General features: G+C 44.7%; 14 protein-coding genes and 4 pseudogenes. 16 read left to right on the top strand and 2 right to left on the bottom strand.

The annotated features are described in order from the left end of the window. Positions 1–67 precede the first annotated feature (67 nt). The 7 genes from G5A70_RS02720 to G5A70_RS02690 all read left to right on the top strand — a co-directional run bounded on the left by G5A70_RS02720 (position 68) and on the right by G5A70_RS02690 (position 4879). Positions 68–1060 (top strand): ABC transporter permease, encoded by a 993-nt coding sequence (locus G5A70_RS02720; protein WP_173747765.1) that lies wholly within the window; start codon positions 68–70, stop codon positions 1058–1060. After that, positions 1053–1919 carry an ABC transporter permease gene (locus G5A70_RS02715; protein ID WP_173747762.1) on the top strand — a complete coding sequence of 289 codons (867 nt, stop codon included), beginning with the start codon at positions 1053–1055 and terminating at the stop codon, positions 1917–1919. Before G5A70_RS02720 ends, G5A70_RS02715 begins: the two co-directional genes overlap by 8 nt. A 9-nt stretch (positions 1920–1928) precedes the next feature. Further along, positions 1929–2858: an ABC transporter ATP-binding protein gene (locus tag G5A70_RS02710; RefSeq protein WP_173747760.1), complete on the top strand. Its 930-nt coding sequence runs from the start codon at positions 1929–1931 to the stop codon at positions 2856–2858. After that, complete coding sequence (locus G5A70_RS02705; RefSeq protein ID WP_173747758.1) at positions 2848–3468, top strand: ABC transporter ATP-binding protein; 621 nt, start codon at positions 2848–2850, stop codon at positions 3466–3468. Before G5A70_RS02710 ends, G5A70_RS02705 begins: the two co-directional genes overlap by 11 nt. A 2-nt stretch (positions 3469–3470) precedes the next feature. Further along, positions 3471–4058, top strand: coding sequence for a DJ-1/PfpI family protein (locus tag G5A70_RS02700; RefSeq protein WP_173747756.1), 588 nt, complete (start codon positions 3471–3473; stop codon positions 4056–4058). A gap of 19 nt (positions 4059–4077) precedes the next feature. Beyond that, on the top strand, positions 4078–4353 hold the full coding sequence (locus G5A70_RS02695) for a metal-sensing transcriptional repressor (protein ID WP_173747754.1): 276 nt from the start codon (positions 4078–4080) through the stop codon (positions 4351–4353). A gap of 361 nt (positions 4354–4714) precedes the next feature. Then, complete coding sequence (locus tag G5A70_RS02690) at positions 4715–4879, top strand: hypothetical protein (protein WP_173747752.1); 165 nt, start codon at positions 4715–4717, stop codon at positions 4877–4879. Between the two features lie 102 nt (positions 4880–4981). Here G5A70_RS02690 and G5A70_RS02685 read toward each other — a convergent pair whose 3' ends face one another. Beyond that, positions 4982–5233, bottom strand: coding sequence for a helix-turn-helix domain-containing protein (locus G5A70_RS02685; protein WP_173747750.1), 252 nt, complete (start codon positions 5231–5233; stop codon positions 4982–4984). A 65-nt stretch (positions 5234–5298) separates the two neighbouring features. Between G5A70_RS02685 and G5A70_RS02680 the strand changes: the two are divergent. From G5A70_RS02680 to G5A70_RS02655, 6 genes and pseudogenes are all read left to right on the top strand, one after another. Next, a pseudogene (locus G5A70_RS02680) lies at positions 5299–5589 on the top strand (PfkB family carbohydrate kinase); the annotation flags it as partial. 27 nt (positions 5590–5616) lie between these two features. After that, positions 5617–7548: pseudogene (gene iolD, locus G5A70_RS02675) on the top strand (3D-(3,5/4)-trihydroxycyclohexane-1,2-dione acylhydrolase (decyclizing)). A gap of 12 nt (positions 7549–7560) precedes the next feature. After that, a pseudogene (locus tag G5A70_RS02670) lies at positions 7561–8222 on the top strand (5-deoxy-glucuronate isomerase). A 43-nt stretch (positions 8223–8265) separates the two neighbouring features. Further along, positions 8266–9417, top strand: a complete 1152-nt coding sequence (locus tag G5A70_RS02665; protein WP_173747748.1) for an iron-containing alcohol dehydrogenase — start codon at positions 8266–8268, stop codon at positions 9415–9417. 49 nt (positions 9418–9466) lie between these two features. Continuing rightward, a pseudogene (locus G5A70_RS02660) lies at positions 9467–9973 on the top strand (class II fructose-bisphosphate aldolase); the annotation flags it as partial. A 91-nt stretch (positions 9974–10064) separates the two neighbouring features. Then, complete coding sequence (locus tag G5A70_RS02655) at positions 10065–11327, top strand: MFS transporter (RefSeq protein ID WP_173747746.1); 1263 nt, start codon at positions 10065–10067, stop codon at positions 11325–11327. A 114-nt stretch (positions 11328–11441) separates the two neighbouring features. On the opposite strand, the gene G5A70_RS02650 is transcribed toward G5A70_RS02655, so the two are convergent. Beyond that, positions 11442–12275, bottom strand: coding sequence for an HAD family hydrolase (locus G5A70_RS02650; protein ID WP_173747743.1), 834 nt, complete (start codon positions 12273–12275; stop codon positions 11442–11444). Positions 12276–12334: 59 nt separating this feature from the next. Between G5A70_RS02650 and G5A70_RS02645 the strand changes: the two genes are divergently transcribed. The 3 genes from G5A70_RS02645 to G5A70_RS02635 all read left to right on the top strand — a co-directional run bounded on the left by G5A70_RS02645 (position 12335) and on the right by G5A70_RS02635 (position 14926). Further along, the gene (locus G5A70_RS02645; protein ID WP_173747741.1) at positions 12335–13324 is read left to right on the top strand and encodes a M14 family zinc carboxypeptidase; all 990 of its coding nucleotides are present in this window, start codon (positions 12335–12337) and stop codon (positions 13322–13324) included. Between the two features lie 250 nt (positions 13325–13574). Continuing rightward, on the top strand, positions 13575–14081 hold the full coding sequence (locus G5A70_RS02640; RefSeq protein ID WP_111920284.1) for an SEC-C metal-binding domain-containing protein: 507 nt from the start codon (positions 13575–13577) through the stop codon (positions 14079–14081). An 89-nt stretch (positions 14082–14170) separates the two neighbouring features. Next, positions 14171–14926 carry a YdcF family protein gene (locus G5A70_RS02635; protein WP_173747739.1) on the top strand — a complete coding sequence of 252 codons (756 nt, stop codon included), beginning with the start codon at positions 14171–14173 and terminating at the stop codon, positions 14924–14926. The last annotated feature ends 182 nt before the right edge of the window (positions 14927–15108 follow it).

Here is a 15108-nt window from a genome sequence, read left to right as displayed (position 1 = left end):
GGGGAGCTGCTGCGCTTTTGCGGCGGCCCCTCTCGTTGTGCTTAAAAGAGAAAATGGAGAAAAAACAATGAAGAGTAAATATTATCTGAAATTCACAGGGAAATATCTTGTGCGCATGGTGACGCTGCTGATTGCAGTCAGCGTCATCAGCTTTGTACTGGTCAGTCTTTCCCCTGTAGACCCGGTACAGCAGTATGTGGGCTCGGTTCCCAATGTCAGCGTGGAGCAGAGAGCGAAAATAGCGGAATACTGGGGGCTAAATGACCCGCCTGTTGAGCGGTTTCTGGCATGGGGGAAATCCATTCTCCATGGAGATTTCGGGGTATCCCTTTTGTATCGCCGCCCGGTACTGGATATCATCAGGGAAAAATTTGCGGCTTCCCTGGCTCTTATGATGACTGCGTGGGTGTTTTCCGGTGTCATAGGCTTTGGGGTTGGTTGTATGATGGGAGTCTGGAACGGAAAATGGCCGGATAAAATTTTGAAAAAGGTGTGTCTGATTATGTGTTCCATTCCCACTTTCTGGATTGGAATTGTGTTTCTGATGATTTTTTCCGTACAGCTTGGCTGGTTCCCTATGGGCATGAGTGTGCCAAAAGGTGTTCCCGCAGACCAGGTGACGCTTCTGCAGAGGATTCACCATTTGATTTTACCGGCACTTACCCTGAGTTTTCTGTCCTTTGCCAATGTGGCGCTGCACACAAGGGAGAAGCTGGTAGATGTACTGGAAAGTGACTATGTGCTGTTTGCCAAAGCCAGGGGAGAATCGAAATGGAGTGTGCTGAAACGCCATGGTTTCCGCAACATTATGCTGCCTGCGGTGACCATGCAGTTTGGCTCTTTCAGCGAACTGTTCGGCGGCTCTGTTCTGGCAGAAAATGTATTTTCCTATCCGGGGCTTGGGGCAGCGGCTTCAGCGGCGGGGATGGCCTCGGATGTGCCGCTGCTTCTGGGCATTACCCTGTTCAGCGCATTGTTTGTATTTGTAGGAAATATGCTGGCGAATATCATATATGGAATTGTAGACCCGCAGATAAGGGAGGGATATGGACATGAGTAATACAGCAGCAGTCAGCGCCGGAACAAAACCAAGAAAGCTGCAGATAAACCGGCGGACAAAAACCATCTTTTTTGCAGTCATGATTCTTGCCGTATTATTTTCCGTATATCTGGCAGGAGCGCTTCTCAGTGACGACCTGATTCAGGCAGATTTTTCTAAAAAAGGGCTGCCGCCTTCCCTGGAACATCCTTTTGGGACGGATATGCTGGGACGAGATATGCTGGTGCGAACTATTAAGGGGCTGTCTGTCAGCATTGTGGTCGGTGTAGTGGCTTCTACCGTCAGCGCCGTGATTGCGTTGATTGTAGGAGTGGCGGCAGCAACGGGAACCTCCTGGCTGGACCATTTTATCAACTGGGTGATTGATTTGGTTATGGGAATTCCCCATACAGTACTGCTGATTCTCATTTCCTTTGCCTGCGGAAAGGGTCTGAAAGGCGTGCTCATTGGCGTGGCAGTGACCCACTGGACAGGGCTTGCCCGGATTATCCGAAGTGAGGTTCTGCAGATTCGTTCCCAGCAGTACATAGAGGTATCCAAGAAACTGGGACATTCCAGTTGGTGGATTACCGTACACCATATTCTTCCTCATATGATTCCACAGTTTGTCATCGGACTGATTTTGATGTTTCCACATGCCATTATGCATGAATCCAGTCTGACTTTTCTGGGATTCGGACTTTCCCCGGAGCAGCCTGCTATCGGAATCATCCTTTCAGAATCTATGAAATATCTGTCAACAGGAATGTGGTGGCTGGCCTTTTTCCCAGGACTCATGCTGGTAATGATTGTGCTGCTTTTTGACAGGCTGGGAGAAAACGTAAAGAAAATCGTGGACCCGTACAGCGCCCATGAATAGGAGAACATTATGAAAAACGAGAGTATTTTATCTGTAAAGGATTTGTCTGTATCCTTTCACATGTATGAAAAAGGTTTGGAGCAGTATGATTTAAAAGTCATTTCTAATATGACGCTGGACGTGCGTCCGGGTGAGATTGTGGTGATTGCAGGTTCCAGCGGTTCCGGAAAAAGTCTTCTGGCCCATGCGGTGATGGGGCTGCTTCCGGAAAATGCGGCCATAAGCGGTGAAATTTCCTATAAAGGAAAAGTTTTGAGTCAGAAAGATAAGGAAAAACTTCGGGGAAAAGAGTTTGCCCTGGTACCTCAGTCCGTTTCCTTTTTGGATCCGCTGATAAAAGTGGAGGCCCAGGTCAGAGGCCCGAAGCCGGATATGGCAAAGATAGAGGCCCAAAAAGAAATTTTCAAACGATTTCAGTTAGACGAAAAAACAGAGAAGCTGTATCCGTTTCAGCTTTCCGGAGGAATGGCCAGGCGGGTATTGGTGTCTACAGCCGTGCTAAGCGGGGCAGAAGTGATTATTGCCGATGAACCTACGCCGGGGCTGGATTTGGATATGGCTATGGAAGCCCTGAAAGTATTCCGGGAACTGGCGGATGAGGGGAAAGCGGTGATTCTCATTACCCATGACATTGATTTGGCCTTTCATATGGCAGACCGCATTGCCGTGTTTTATGCGGGAACCACGGTGGAAATGGCAGAGGCAGAGGATTTCCGACAGGGTGAGCATGCGCTTCGCCATCCCTATTCCAAAGCCCTGTGGAGAGCACTGCCCCAGAATGGATTTGAACCCATTTCCGGTTTCCAGCCCTATGCGAAATATCTTCCCAAGGGCTGTCTGTTTTCGCCCAGATGTCCGTATAAGACAGAGAAATGTGAAGAAAAAATACCTATGAGAGAAGTCCGTGGGGGCTATGTGAGGTGTATACATGCAGATTGAAGCAAGAAATATCAGTTTCCAGTACAGGGAAAATACACCCTGGATTTTAAAGGATGTCAGTTTGAAAATAGAGGAGGGCGAGCGGGTCGGCCTGGTAGGTCCCAGCGGATACGGAAAAAGCACGCTGGTAAAAATTCTGGCCGGTTATTTGAAGCCTACAAAAGGGGAGGTGCTTCTGGACGGAAAGCCTCTGCCGAAAAAAGGAGTCAGTCCGGTTCAGCTTATCTACCAGCATCCGGAAAAAGCGATCAATCCCAGGTGGAAGATGAAAAAAGTTTTGCAGGAGTCCGGTATGTTCCGGGATGAGGTTATGGATGCGCTGGGAATTGAAAGAGACTGGCTGGAGCGCTATCCAAGAGAACTTTCCGGCGGGGAGCTGCAGCGGTTCTGTGTGGCCCGTTCTCTCTTTGAAGGCACTCATTTTCTTTTTGCCGATGAAATGAGCACCATGCTGGACGTGATTACCCAGGCGCAGATATGGAATCTGATGCTAAAGGAGGTAGAAGAGCGCAGGCTGGGGCTTCTCATGGTGACTCACAATGCTTATCTGGCAGAGAAAATCTGCGCCAGAACCATTCGTCTGGAAGAAATCAATACCAGGGAGGAATAACAATGGACGTAAATATAGTTTTGTTTGATGATTTTGAAACGTTGGACGCTTTTGGCCCGGCAGAAGTATTCGGAAAATTGCCGGAACATTTTCACCTCCGGTATTTGTCTGTGTCGGGAGATGTGATAAACAGCACACAAGGGGGAAAGGTCTGGACAGACTTTCTGATTCCGGAAGAAATCGAAGGAATTTTACTGGTTCCGGGAGGCAAAGGGGCCAGAAGACTTCTGTGGAAGGACGAGAGAACCTTGAATCTTATAAAAAAAGCGGCTGAAAACGCAGATTACTGTCTGATGATTGAAAACGGTTCTGCTCTGCTAGCGCAGACGGGTATGCTGTATCGGCGGAAAATAGCGGATTTTCCTATGGACGCAAACTGGAACCGTATGTTTACAGCAGGAATCGAAAGAGTGGAGAATGCAAGGGTGGTCATTGACGGAAAGTTTTATTCCTGTAGCAGCAGTATGGCGGGAATCGATACAGCCCTCTGGGTCGCAGCGGATATTCTGGACATTTCTGCAGCAGAGAAAGCGGCTGGCCAGATGGGATATTCGTGGAATGAAAATGCAGACGAAGACATTTACTGCTGAAAAAGACCGGGGGAAAAGCATGGAAAAGAAAGACCAGACAAGGTATGATAAAGCCATGGTAAATAGAATTGCCCGTGCCACGGGACACCTGAAAATGGTGCGGGACATGGTGGAGCAGGAGCGGGACTGCAGCGAAGTGCTGATTCAGCTTGCAGCGGTGAAATCTGCGGTAAACGGTGCAGGAAAGGAAATTTTAAAGCAGTATATGGAAGAGTGCGTGGACCAGGAGCTTCGGCAGCAGGACAACGAAGGGCTGGGAAAGCTGAAGAAGGGAATTGACAGCTTTATGAAATGAAATTTATCAACAAAAATGTGTGATTTTTTGAAAAATCAACCCCCAGGGAGGCTTGTAAGGAGAGGAGAAATGGGGTAGGATAGATTTACAGTTACCGCATACATCCTCCGCATAGATGAATAGACGGTAATATGTAATGTCAAATCCTCATACAAAATAAGACCGCCGCGTCAGGGTAATCAGGGAGAAAACTGAGAGATACCAGGATGCAGAGGTCTTATTTTTGTATAGAATGATAAGTGAGAGTTTGTAAAAGTATATAAAAATACCATGGGAAAGAGAGAGGTTTTTCTATTCGACAGGAGAAAAATGGGTATGCTATAATGACAGCAAGAAAAATTCGGATAAGGAGGAAAGGAAAATGGCAGTATCTATGGCAGTTGTCCCATTATTAAAGGGAGAAGAAGCGAAGGCAATTTTGAGGGATTTTGAGGCGTCGAAAATGAGAATCTATTCTGTAGCTGAAAGGAAAGCAACAGATGAAAAAGTGGCAGAAATATTGAAGCGAAAGAAAGCAAAAATATGAAGTATATAGAAGGAAAAATCGATAGAAAAAAGCGGGAATCTGCCGCATAAAACAACAGTCATGGATACTGTATTTTATGCGGCAGTCATTCGTTTCCGGCTTTTAAAGTTCCCGTTCTCTCTGTACCTTCCGAATATAAGCAGAAGGCGTCATACCAGTGCATTTCTTAAAAATCTTAGAAAAATAATACGGATTATTCCCACACCCTACCAGCTCCGCTACATTTTGTATTTTGTCAGGATTTTGTCCGGACAGAATCTCTTTGGCTTTTTGCACACGCAGATTCATCAGATAGGCAGAAAATTTCTGATGCGTTTCGTTTACAAAACAGCGGCTGACATAGTTTACATTCATGTACAGATGATTTTCCGCAATCCATTTTAAAGTCAGATTAGAATCTGAAACATGCGTTTCCAGATGGAATGAAGGGCTCTGCCGCTTACACCTGCGACGGACAGAAATACAGCATAAAGCCATTTCCGGTAGATGCCAGAAAAGGGTTTGGCGGGGGCGATGGATATGGCTCAGGTTTCTTATATGGACTGTATCAGGGATGGGAAATGATTGACTGTCTGGAATTTGGTTCCGCAGAGGCGTCTATGATGGTAAGAAGCAACAATTGTTCAGATTCCCTTCCGGGGCCGGATGCAGTGCATGCATTCATAAAAGAAGAGAAAGAAAAATTTGGCGAAATGATTGCAAGAGTATAAAAACAAAAAGTTAGGGAGGAAGAGACCATGACAAAGACAACCCGCATGACAGTTGCGCAGGCAATTGTAAAATTTCTCGATAATCAGTATGTATCTATGGATGGGGAGGAAACAAAATTTGTAGAAGGATTTTTCACCATCTTCGGACATGGAATTGCAGTGGGGCTTGGAGAAGCGCTGGATACAGACCCGGGAGACTTAAGAGTCCTTCAGGGAAGAAATGAGCAGGGAATGTGCCATGTGGCAACAGCCTTTGCCAAGCAGAGCAATCGGAAGAAAATCATTCCCTGTGCGTCTTCTGTGGGACCTGGGGCAGCCAATATGGTAACGGCATGTGCCACAGCAACGGTAAATAATATCCCGCTTCTGGTGTTTCCGGCAGACACCTTTGCTTCCAGACAGCCGGACCCGGTGCTTCAGCAGTTGGAACAAAGCAGCAGTTTAGCCATTACTACAAATGATGCCTTTAAGCCGGTATGCAAATACTGGGACAGAATCACAAGACCGGAAATGATTATGACCGCATTAATCAATGCTATGCGTGTATTGACAGACCCGGCTGAGACAGGCGCCTGCTGCATCGCTCTGTGTCAGGATGTGGAGGGGGAATCTTATGATTTTCCGGATTATTTCTTTCAGAAAAGAGTACATAGAATTACAAGACCTGTGGCGGTACAGGAAGAACTGGATGATATTGCAGAGGTGATTGCAGGAGCAAAGAAGCCGCTTGTTGTAGTAGGCGGCGGTGTAAAATATTCAGGGGCAGGAGAAGCGGTAGAGAGGTTCTGTGAAGAATTCAAGATTCCGTTTGGCGAGTCTCAGGCAGGAAAAAGCGCATGTAAATCCAGCCATGAATATTGTCTGGGGGGGATTGGTGTGACAGGAACCTACGCTTCCAATGTCATTGCGAAAAACGCAGATGCAGTCATTGCCATCGGTTCCAGATTATCTGATTTTACCACCAGTTCTAAGTGGCTCTTTCAAAATGAACGGGTACAGTTTGTGACTATTAATAATTGCAGATATCATGCCTATAAAATGGATGCGGTAAAAGCGGTTGGAGATGCAAAAGTAACGGTAGAGGCATTGGCAGAGAAATTAAGAGAAAAAAATTATAAATCTGCATACACCAATGAAATCCAGGAGGCAAAAAGGGCCTGGGATAGAGAAATGGTACGTCTTGCAGGCATTGAATATACAGGGGATGATTTTGAACCGATTATAAAAGCCAGAGACCCGAGAACCATTCCGGAGTTTGTAAAAATGACCCGGGGCAAGATTACTCAGACAGCAGCGCTTGCAGCCATCCGCAGAGTAATTGATGAGGATGCCACCATTATTACAGCAGGCGGTTCTCTTCCAAGCTGTATGCAGAGAATGTGGACAACAGACAAAAGAGGTGGATATCATGCAGAATATGGTTACTCCTGTATGGGATATGAAGTGGCCGCTACACTGGGGGTTAAGTTTGCAGAACCGGACAATGAGGTATACTGTGTAGTCGGTGATTCCAGTTTCCAGATGCTTCACAGCGAAATTATGACGATTATGCAGGAGAGAAAGAAAGTCAATATTCTGGTGTTTGACAACTGTGGATTTGGATGTATCAATAATCTGGAAATGAATCATGGAATCGGAAGTATTGCAACAGAATTTCGCTATACAGACGGAAAGAAGCCCTGCGGAGATTTGATTCCCGTAGATTATGCCAAGATTGGGGAAGGATATGGCCTGAAAACCTATACCTGCAGGACGATTGCAGAGCTGGAAGCAGCACTGGAGGACGCGAAGAAGCAGGAAATCGCATGCCTTTTTGATTTGAAGGTGATTCCGAAGACGATGACAGACGGATATGAATCCTGGTGGAATGTAGGAATTGCCACTACATAGGAAAAAGAATCTGTGAGAAAAGCCTGTGAAGGCGTTCTGGAAGGAAGAAGCGAAGCAAGAGATTATTAGGAGGCAGATAAAATGAGTAAAGTATTTGGTTATCCGAAATTCGATGAAAATGGCGAGATGATTCTTACCACTTATGATAATGAATATAAAGAAATGATGATGGACATCCGCGTATACAGTATGAAAACCGGAGAAAAGAGGTCCTTTATCAGAACAGGGGAAGAGACTGCAGTACTGCTTCTTTCAGGCAAAGTAACCTTTGCCTGGGAGGAGAAAAATGAAACCGTCAGCCGTAAGGACGTATTTACGGAAGGTCCGTGGGCATTACATGTATGTAAAGAAAAAGAAATTCAGGTTACCGCAGAAGAAGAAAGTGAAATTCTGGTACAATGCACACAGAATGACAGAACATTTGCCAGCAGATTGTACGCACCGGAGGATGCGCCATGGGGATATTCCTGCGTGGGAAAATTTGGCAATGTGGCAAAGCGTCGTGTGAATACAATCTTTGACCATGATATCTGCCCGGAATCCAATATGGTTCTCGGGGAAGTTTTAAACGACAGGGGAAACTGGTCAGGTTATCTGCCTCACAGACATCCGCAGCCAGAGACGTATTTGTTTAAATTCGACCGCCCGGAAGGCTTTGGAGCAAGTTTTGTCGGAAATCATGGCTTCAGACAGACCGTTGTGAAGATGAACGTTATACATGGCTTCATGATGCAGAAGTTTAAAAGCGAATAAAATAAGTGGTTTTGAGAAAGAGAGGAATAGAGGATGGCAAGAGAATTTATTGTACCAGGACAGATGATTACAGGAGCAGGGGCCCTGGAGATGGCCCGGGACACACTTGGACAACTTGGAAAGAAAGCAATGATTGTAACAGATAAAGTAATGATGGAACTTGGTAATTGCGCGAAAGTCGAGAAGGTGCTGAAAAGCCAGAAGGTAGAGTATACCATCTATTCCGAGATTGCAGGGGAACCTACGGATGTGATGATTGAAAAGGGCCTGACGCAGTATAAAGAAGAAGGCTGTGATTTTTTGGTAGCACTTGGCGGAGGAAGTCCCATTGATTCTATGAAAGCCATCGGTTCACTGGTAAAAAACGGTGGAAACATCTCTGGTTATATGGGAAAAGTCATTGATGTGGAGATGCCGCCCATGGTAGCCATTCCCACAACGGCAGGAACCGGTTCAGAAGCAACACAGTTTACCATTATCACAGATACAAAGAAAGACATTAAGATGCTTCTGAAAGGAAAGGTGCTGATTCCTTCGCTGGCCATTATTGACCCCCAGTTTACCATGACCGCACCGCCCAAGATTACAGCCGCAACAGGTTTGGATGCATTATGCCATGCAGTTGAGGCTTATACATCCAGAAAAGCACAGACACTTTCCGATACGTTTGCCCTGTCAGCAGTAAAACGCATATTCCAATATCTTCCTATTGCTTTTCGTGATGGGAAGAACGAAGAAGCAAGAGTGCAGATGTCCGTAGCTGCTCTGGAAGCAGGAATTGCGTTCAATAATTCCTCTGTAACATTGATTCACGGAATGAGTCGTCCAATCGGAGCGCTGTTCCATGTGGCACACGGGCTTTCCAACGCAATGCTGATGAAAGAGTGTTTAGGTTTTGCCTTAGAGGGCGCCTATGACAGATTTGCGGACCTTGGAAGAGCGATTGGTGCAGCAGATGGGGCAGATTCTGACGAGACAGCCAGTGCGAAATTTCAGGCTGCAGTAGTTGCACTTACCGAAGAATTGGAAACGCCAACACTTGCAGAATTTGGAATTGATAAAGAAGCATTTTTCAATGTAATCGAAAAGATGGCTTATGATGCCATGGATAGCGGAAGTCCGCAGAATACACAGAGAGAAATTACACAGGCGGACATCGAACAGATGTATAAAAATTTGTGGTAAGAAACGTTGCATAGATAGAAAAAAGAGGTGACTGTATATGGCAATCTTGGAAGAGAATATAGAACGAACCAGACGGGTGGTGGAACTGGCAAAAAAATATGGCGCCACCGTTGAGGCAGAATTGGGACTGGTTGGCGGAAGTGAAGACGGAAGTGAGAATCATGGAATCCGCTGTACAAACACTGACGATGCAAAACTATTTTGTGAGCGCACGGGAATCGATGCACTGGCTGTAGCGATTGGAAATGCACATGGTAATTATCCGGTGGCGCCTAAACTGGCATTTGACGTATTGGAAGAGATTCATGAGAAAACAGAAATTCCACTGGTACTGCATGGAGGAAGCGGTATTACAGATGCAGATTTTCAAAAGGCTATCGCCCTTGGAATCGTGAAGGTAAATATTGCGACTGCCAGCTTTGACTGTTTGACCAGGAGAGCAGAGGAGTATTTAAAATCGGAAGGTGAACACAATTATTTTGCTTTGAATGAAGCGATGGTGAAAGGAACCTATGAAAATGTAAAGCATCATATAGAGGTGTTTTCAATAAAATAAATGAAAAAAGCCCGCTCCTCTTGTATCTTTTTCCCCTTTCCTGTAAAATGTTGCCATTGAAGGAAAATTTGTAACAGAAGGAGATTTTTTCATGCTGCAAAAACTAAAAAATCATGTATTGGCACAGACCTTCCGGGAATTAAAGGGGAATCCCAAATGGTCTATCTGCACAGAACCGCTCTGGTTCATTCCTTACTCCCTGTTTGTTCCTTTTCAGACCCTTTATATGCGAAAGCTGGGGCTAACCAGTCTGGAAATCGGAACAACGCTTACTGTGGGGTTTCTTTTGCAAATGTTTTTTGCTCTCATCGGAGGAGTCATTACAGACAAAATGGGCAGGCGAAAAGCAACGGTGATTTTTGACACTCTGGGGTGGACGGTTCCCTGTCTTATTTGGGCTTTTTCTCAGAATTTCTGGTGGTTCCTGGCGGCAGCGGCGGTAAATGCAGCTTTCCAGATTACCAATACCTCCTGGAACTGCCTTTTCATTGAGGACTGTCCGCCGAAGCATATTACCAACGCGTTTACTCTGATTCAGATGTGCGGTATGCTTTCTGTATTTTTTTCACCATTGGCCGTTATTCTGGTAGGCAAACATGACGTGGTTCCTGTTATGCGCTGGCTGTATTTGATTGCCGCAATTTCCATGCTTGCGAAATTTCTTTTGCTGTATCATTTTGGCGGGGAAACCCAGATTGGAAAAAAGCGTATGGAAGAGACAAGGAATCTTTCGTATTTTTCTATGATGAAAGGGTATGGCCGGGTATTTCTCACTATGATAAAATCCGGGAAAATGCGTCTGGTAGTGTATTTTATGGCGCTTACCAACATTATCCAGATTGCTACCACCAATTTTTTCTCTCTGTATGTAACAGAGCAAATTCATTTATCGGACGAGTTGGTAGCCGTATTTCCGGTTATTCGTACCATCGTTATGATTGCCTTTGTCATTGGACTGCAAAATTTATTTCAGAAATTGAGAATGAAAGCTTCTCTTCAGATTGGATTTCTGATGTACATAGCCAGTCACTTGCTGCTTTTGCTTACACCGGAGAAAAATTTGCTGCTGGTTATGGGATACACGATTTTAGAGGCTGCTGCGTATGCAGTGATTATTCCAAGAAAAGACGCCCTCATGGCCCATTATGTAGAGCCAAAGGAGCGTTCCAGAATTTATGCTTTATACAATGTGCTGATGATTGGCATTTCAGCCCCTTTCGGAAGTCTGGTTGGCTGGATGTTTGATTTACATCCGGCGCTGCCGTTTTTGTTTAATATCGGAATCTTTGTCCTGTGCATTTTTCTGACCATGGCCTCCAGAGATTTGTCACATCTGGAGGAATCCATAAGCTGAGAGTGTCGTAAAGTCTGACAAAGCAGAAAGAAGAAAAGAGACAGCAGAGTGAATCGGAAAATGTAAGATTCGCTCTGCTGCCTCTTTTCCTTATGCAATTATGTACATAAAAGATTATTTCACTCCGAAGTCCATAAGCTGCTGAACTGCGCTTTTCCTTCCGGTAAAGTGAATGGCGTTTAATCCCTGGGCTCTGGCCTCAGCCACATTATCCATATAGTCGTCAATATACACGGCTTTTTCCGGAACAATCTGGAAGTCCTGAATAAGTTTCTGGTACATTTCCGGTTCCGGCTTCAGCAGGTGTACCTGCCAGGACATATATCCGCCGTCCATAAACTCCAGAAATTTTAAATCTTTTGTACAGCGTTTGTACAGGGGCTCTGAAAAGTTGGAAAGAAAATAGAGCTTGTAGCCCCGTTTTTTCAGATAGGACAGCCAGTCTTTTGTGTAAGAGCACACAGAAATGGTTTCGCCCATTCGTGCAAAGGTTTCCCTTATTTCTTTCTCATAGGAAGGATTGTTGGTAATAAAAGACTGAAGGATTTCCTCTTCTGTGCGGACGCCTCTGTCGCTTTCTGTCCAGTCTTCGCTGAGAAATACAGCTTCCGAAACGGCCTGCGCGGTGTCTTCGTCATATTTTAATTCTTTTAAAAGTTTCTTCCAGTCATATTTTACAAGCACTTTTCCGATATCAAAAATCACAGTATCAACATCAGAATTTTCCCCAAGGATTTTCGGAATAACGTCATTTTTCTGGTGTGTCCAATGATATACCAGAAGAAAAGCGTACAGCAAAATGGGGATAATCACAGTTGCGTACAGTGAGGCCATAATCATATTGCCGGCAGCAGAATTATCCGTCAGAGCCAGAATAAAAGTCAGGACATACATACCTGCCAGCAGGATAATTCCTATGACTGCGAGGAGTCGTTTTAAGTTCTTCACGTCTTAATCTCCCTTGCTTAGAATATCTATTATTATAATAATTTTAGAGGTACCCGTCAATGGATAATTGGAATTGGGACTATCCACGGTTTTTAGGTTATACCTACGAAAATATGCAGAACGATTTGGGTATTTTTGCAAGGATATTTCCGGAATATCTGCAAGTACAGTCTTTGGGAAAGTCAGCAGATTTGAGGAAGATAGATTGTATGAGAATAGGAAAACAAAATGCACAACAAAAGGTTTTTATTTTTGGGGGAATTCACGGACGGGAATATATGACCTGTCAGCTTTTAATGGAGCAGGCGGCAAAATTTCTTCTGCACCTTAAGTACAACCGTGTTTATAAAGGAGTCAGTTATGAGAAATTATTGGAAAACAGAGCGATTTATGTCATTCCTATGGCAAATCCGGATGGGGTAAGCATTAGCCAGTTTGGTGAGAACAGTATCCGAAATCCCGGGCTCCGCAGAAAAGTACTGCAAATTGCAGAGAAGGAAAGAAAAAATCTGTCTTATGAGGTCTATTTCAGAAAGTGGAAGGCCAATGCCAGAGGTGTGGATTTAAACAGGAATTTTCCGGCGGACTGGGATAAATATACGGAAGGGAGGGGGGAAGCCTCTTCGGAAAAGTATAAGGGAGCATATCCGGAATCGGAGGAAGAAACCCGGATTTTGACACAGCTGACCAGAGAGGCAAAATTCCAGAGAACGCTGTCCTATCATTCATCCGGCCAGGTGATTTACTGGAATTTCGGGCAGGAAGGAGTACTGAAAGAAAGGACAAAGAATTTTGCAGATAGAATTGCAGAGGTGACGGGATATAAAACAGATGGGAATTTTGAAAAGCTGGATGCAGCGGGGTATAAGGACTGGGCGCTGCAAAGTATGAAAATCCCCAGTCTGACGGTAGAGATAGGAAAGCCGGATTCACCGCTTCCCTGGTGGTGCTTTGAAGAGATATACCGGGAAAACAGGAGGGTCTGGGAGGAGATGCTGTTGGATTTGGAAAAAGAGAACAGCCCCCGAACCGGCAAGTACGGGGGCTAAAAAGGGGAGGATAAAGTATTTCTACTTTTTCTTTGGTTGTCTGCAAAGAGCGTCTCGCATTTGAGCCATCTCTTTGTGGACTATCTGTAGTATGGGCAGAAAATCAAAAGTTATACAAAGTACAGAAAAATTTTATGGGATTTTACATTATTTGATTTTACAGATTGAAAAACTCTCTGTTTTCGTATATACTATACCTGTTAAACCGAAATGGTAAATCAGGAAAATAAACAAAAGGCAGGTAAGATACATGGCATTATTACAAGATTGGAGAGATATGGCATATTCTCAGCAGGCCGACAGAGTGCAGCTTGAGAAATTCTGGACAAATTATTTCTTAATCGAAAAAGGAATCTATGAAAAACTTCTCAGCAATCCTAACGAAGTAGTAAAAGGAACTGTAAAAGAACTGGCAGAAAAATACGACGTAGAAGTTATGACGATGGTTGGTTTTCTGGATGGTATCAATGACAGTTTGAAAATCCAGAACCCTATCGAAGAAATGGATGAAAACACAGAGGTAAATCTGGGATTTGACCTGGAAACTCTGTACAAAAACATGGTAGACGCCAAAGCAGACTGGTTATACGAGCTGCCGCAGTGGAACAGCATTTTCTCCGAAGAAAAGAGAAAAGAACTGTATCTGGAGCAGAAAAAATCCGGTACTGTAGTAAAAGGACCGAAAATCGGACGTAATGACCCATGTCCATGCGGCAGCGGCAAAAAATATAAACACTGCTGTGGAAGAAATAAATAAGATTGTGAAAAGAAGGGACGAAGTTCGGGAAAAGAACACTCGTCCCTTTGTGGTATGCTGGATAGAAAGAGAAAGGAAACGGGAAGACTATGGCAGAATTTCTGCTCTTGCTTTTAGGAATCGTGTGTATGTTGTATTTCGCCGCCATTGCTCTGTATGCAGGACTTTCCTCAAAATTTCCTGTACTGTGGATTTTGCTGGGAGTGGGATTTTGGGCTGGTGGGGCGGCTCTGCATTTTCGCATACAAGTCCCACAGATACTTTTGGAAGGAATACTTTACAGTCTTTGTTTGCTGTTCGGTCTCTTTTTGTTTGTGGAAGCAAAGATTGTAAAAGCCATGTTTCAAAAAGAAGAAAAACGACTAGAGTGTCTTATTGTACTTGGCGCCCAGGTAAAGGGCACTCACCCCAGTCTGTCTTTGGAATACCGGATTCGCAAAGCAGAGGAATATCTGAAACAAAATCCCGAAACAAAAGCCATTCTTTCCGGCGGCAAGGGTGAGGATGAGGGGATTTCAGAGGCAGAATGTATGTACCGGGAACTGACGAAGAGAGGTATTGATGCGGCCAGGCTGATAAAAGAAGACCAGTCCGTCAATACCCAGCAGAATATTGCCTGCTCTTACCGGATATGGAAGCAAAAATGGCAGAAGGCAGATAAAACGGGACGGGTGGGTATCGTTACCAGCAGTTTTCATCTTTACAGGGGAACCGCTATAGCCAGAAAGAAGATGGATTGTGAGATATACGGGCTTGCGGCGAAAAGCAATGGATTTTTGATGGTGAATTACCTGGTGCGGGAATTTCTGGGTGTCTTAAAGGATAAAGCGGCAGGAAATTTGTAGAAAAGGAAAAATCAAAAAGAAAAAACACAGAAAAAGAGGTTGACAAAGCAAGAGAGACGGTTATAATATGAAAACATAAAAGAAATATTCAATACGTTGACGAGACGAGTAAAATGCGGAAGGACACAGAGAGGAGCGCGCAGGCTGAGAGCGTTCTGTTACGGAACCATTTGAAAACTACC

Origin of the sequence: Blautia hansenii, from assembly GCF_013304445.1 — a bacterium.
GTDB lineage: Bacteria > Bacillota > Clostridia > Lachnospirales > Lachnospiraceae > Blautia.
Note: the sequence above shows the minus strand (reverse complement) of the source record. Positions and strands in the feature narration are given on the sequence as shown.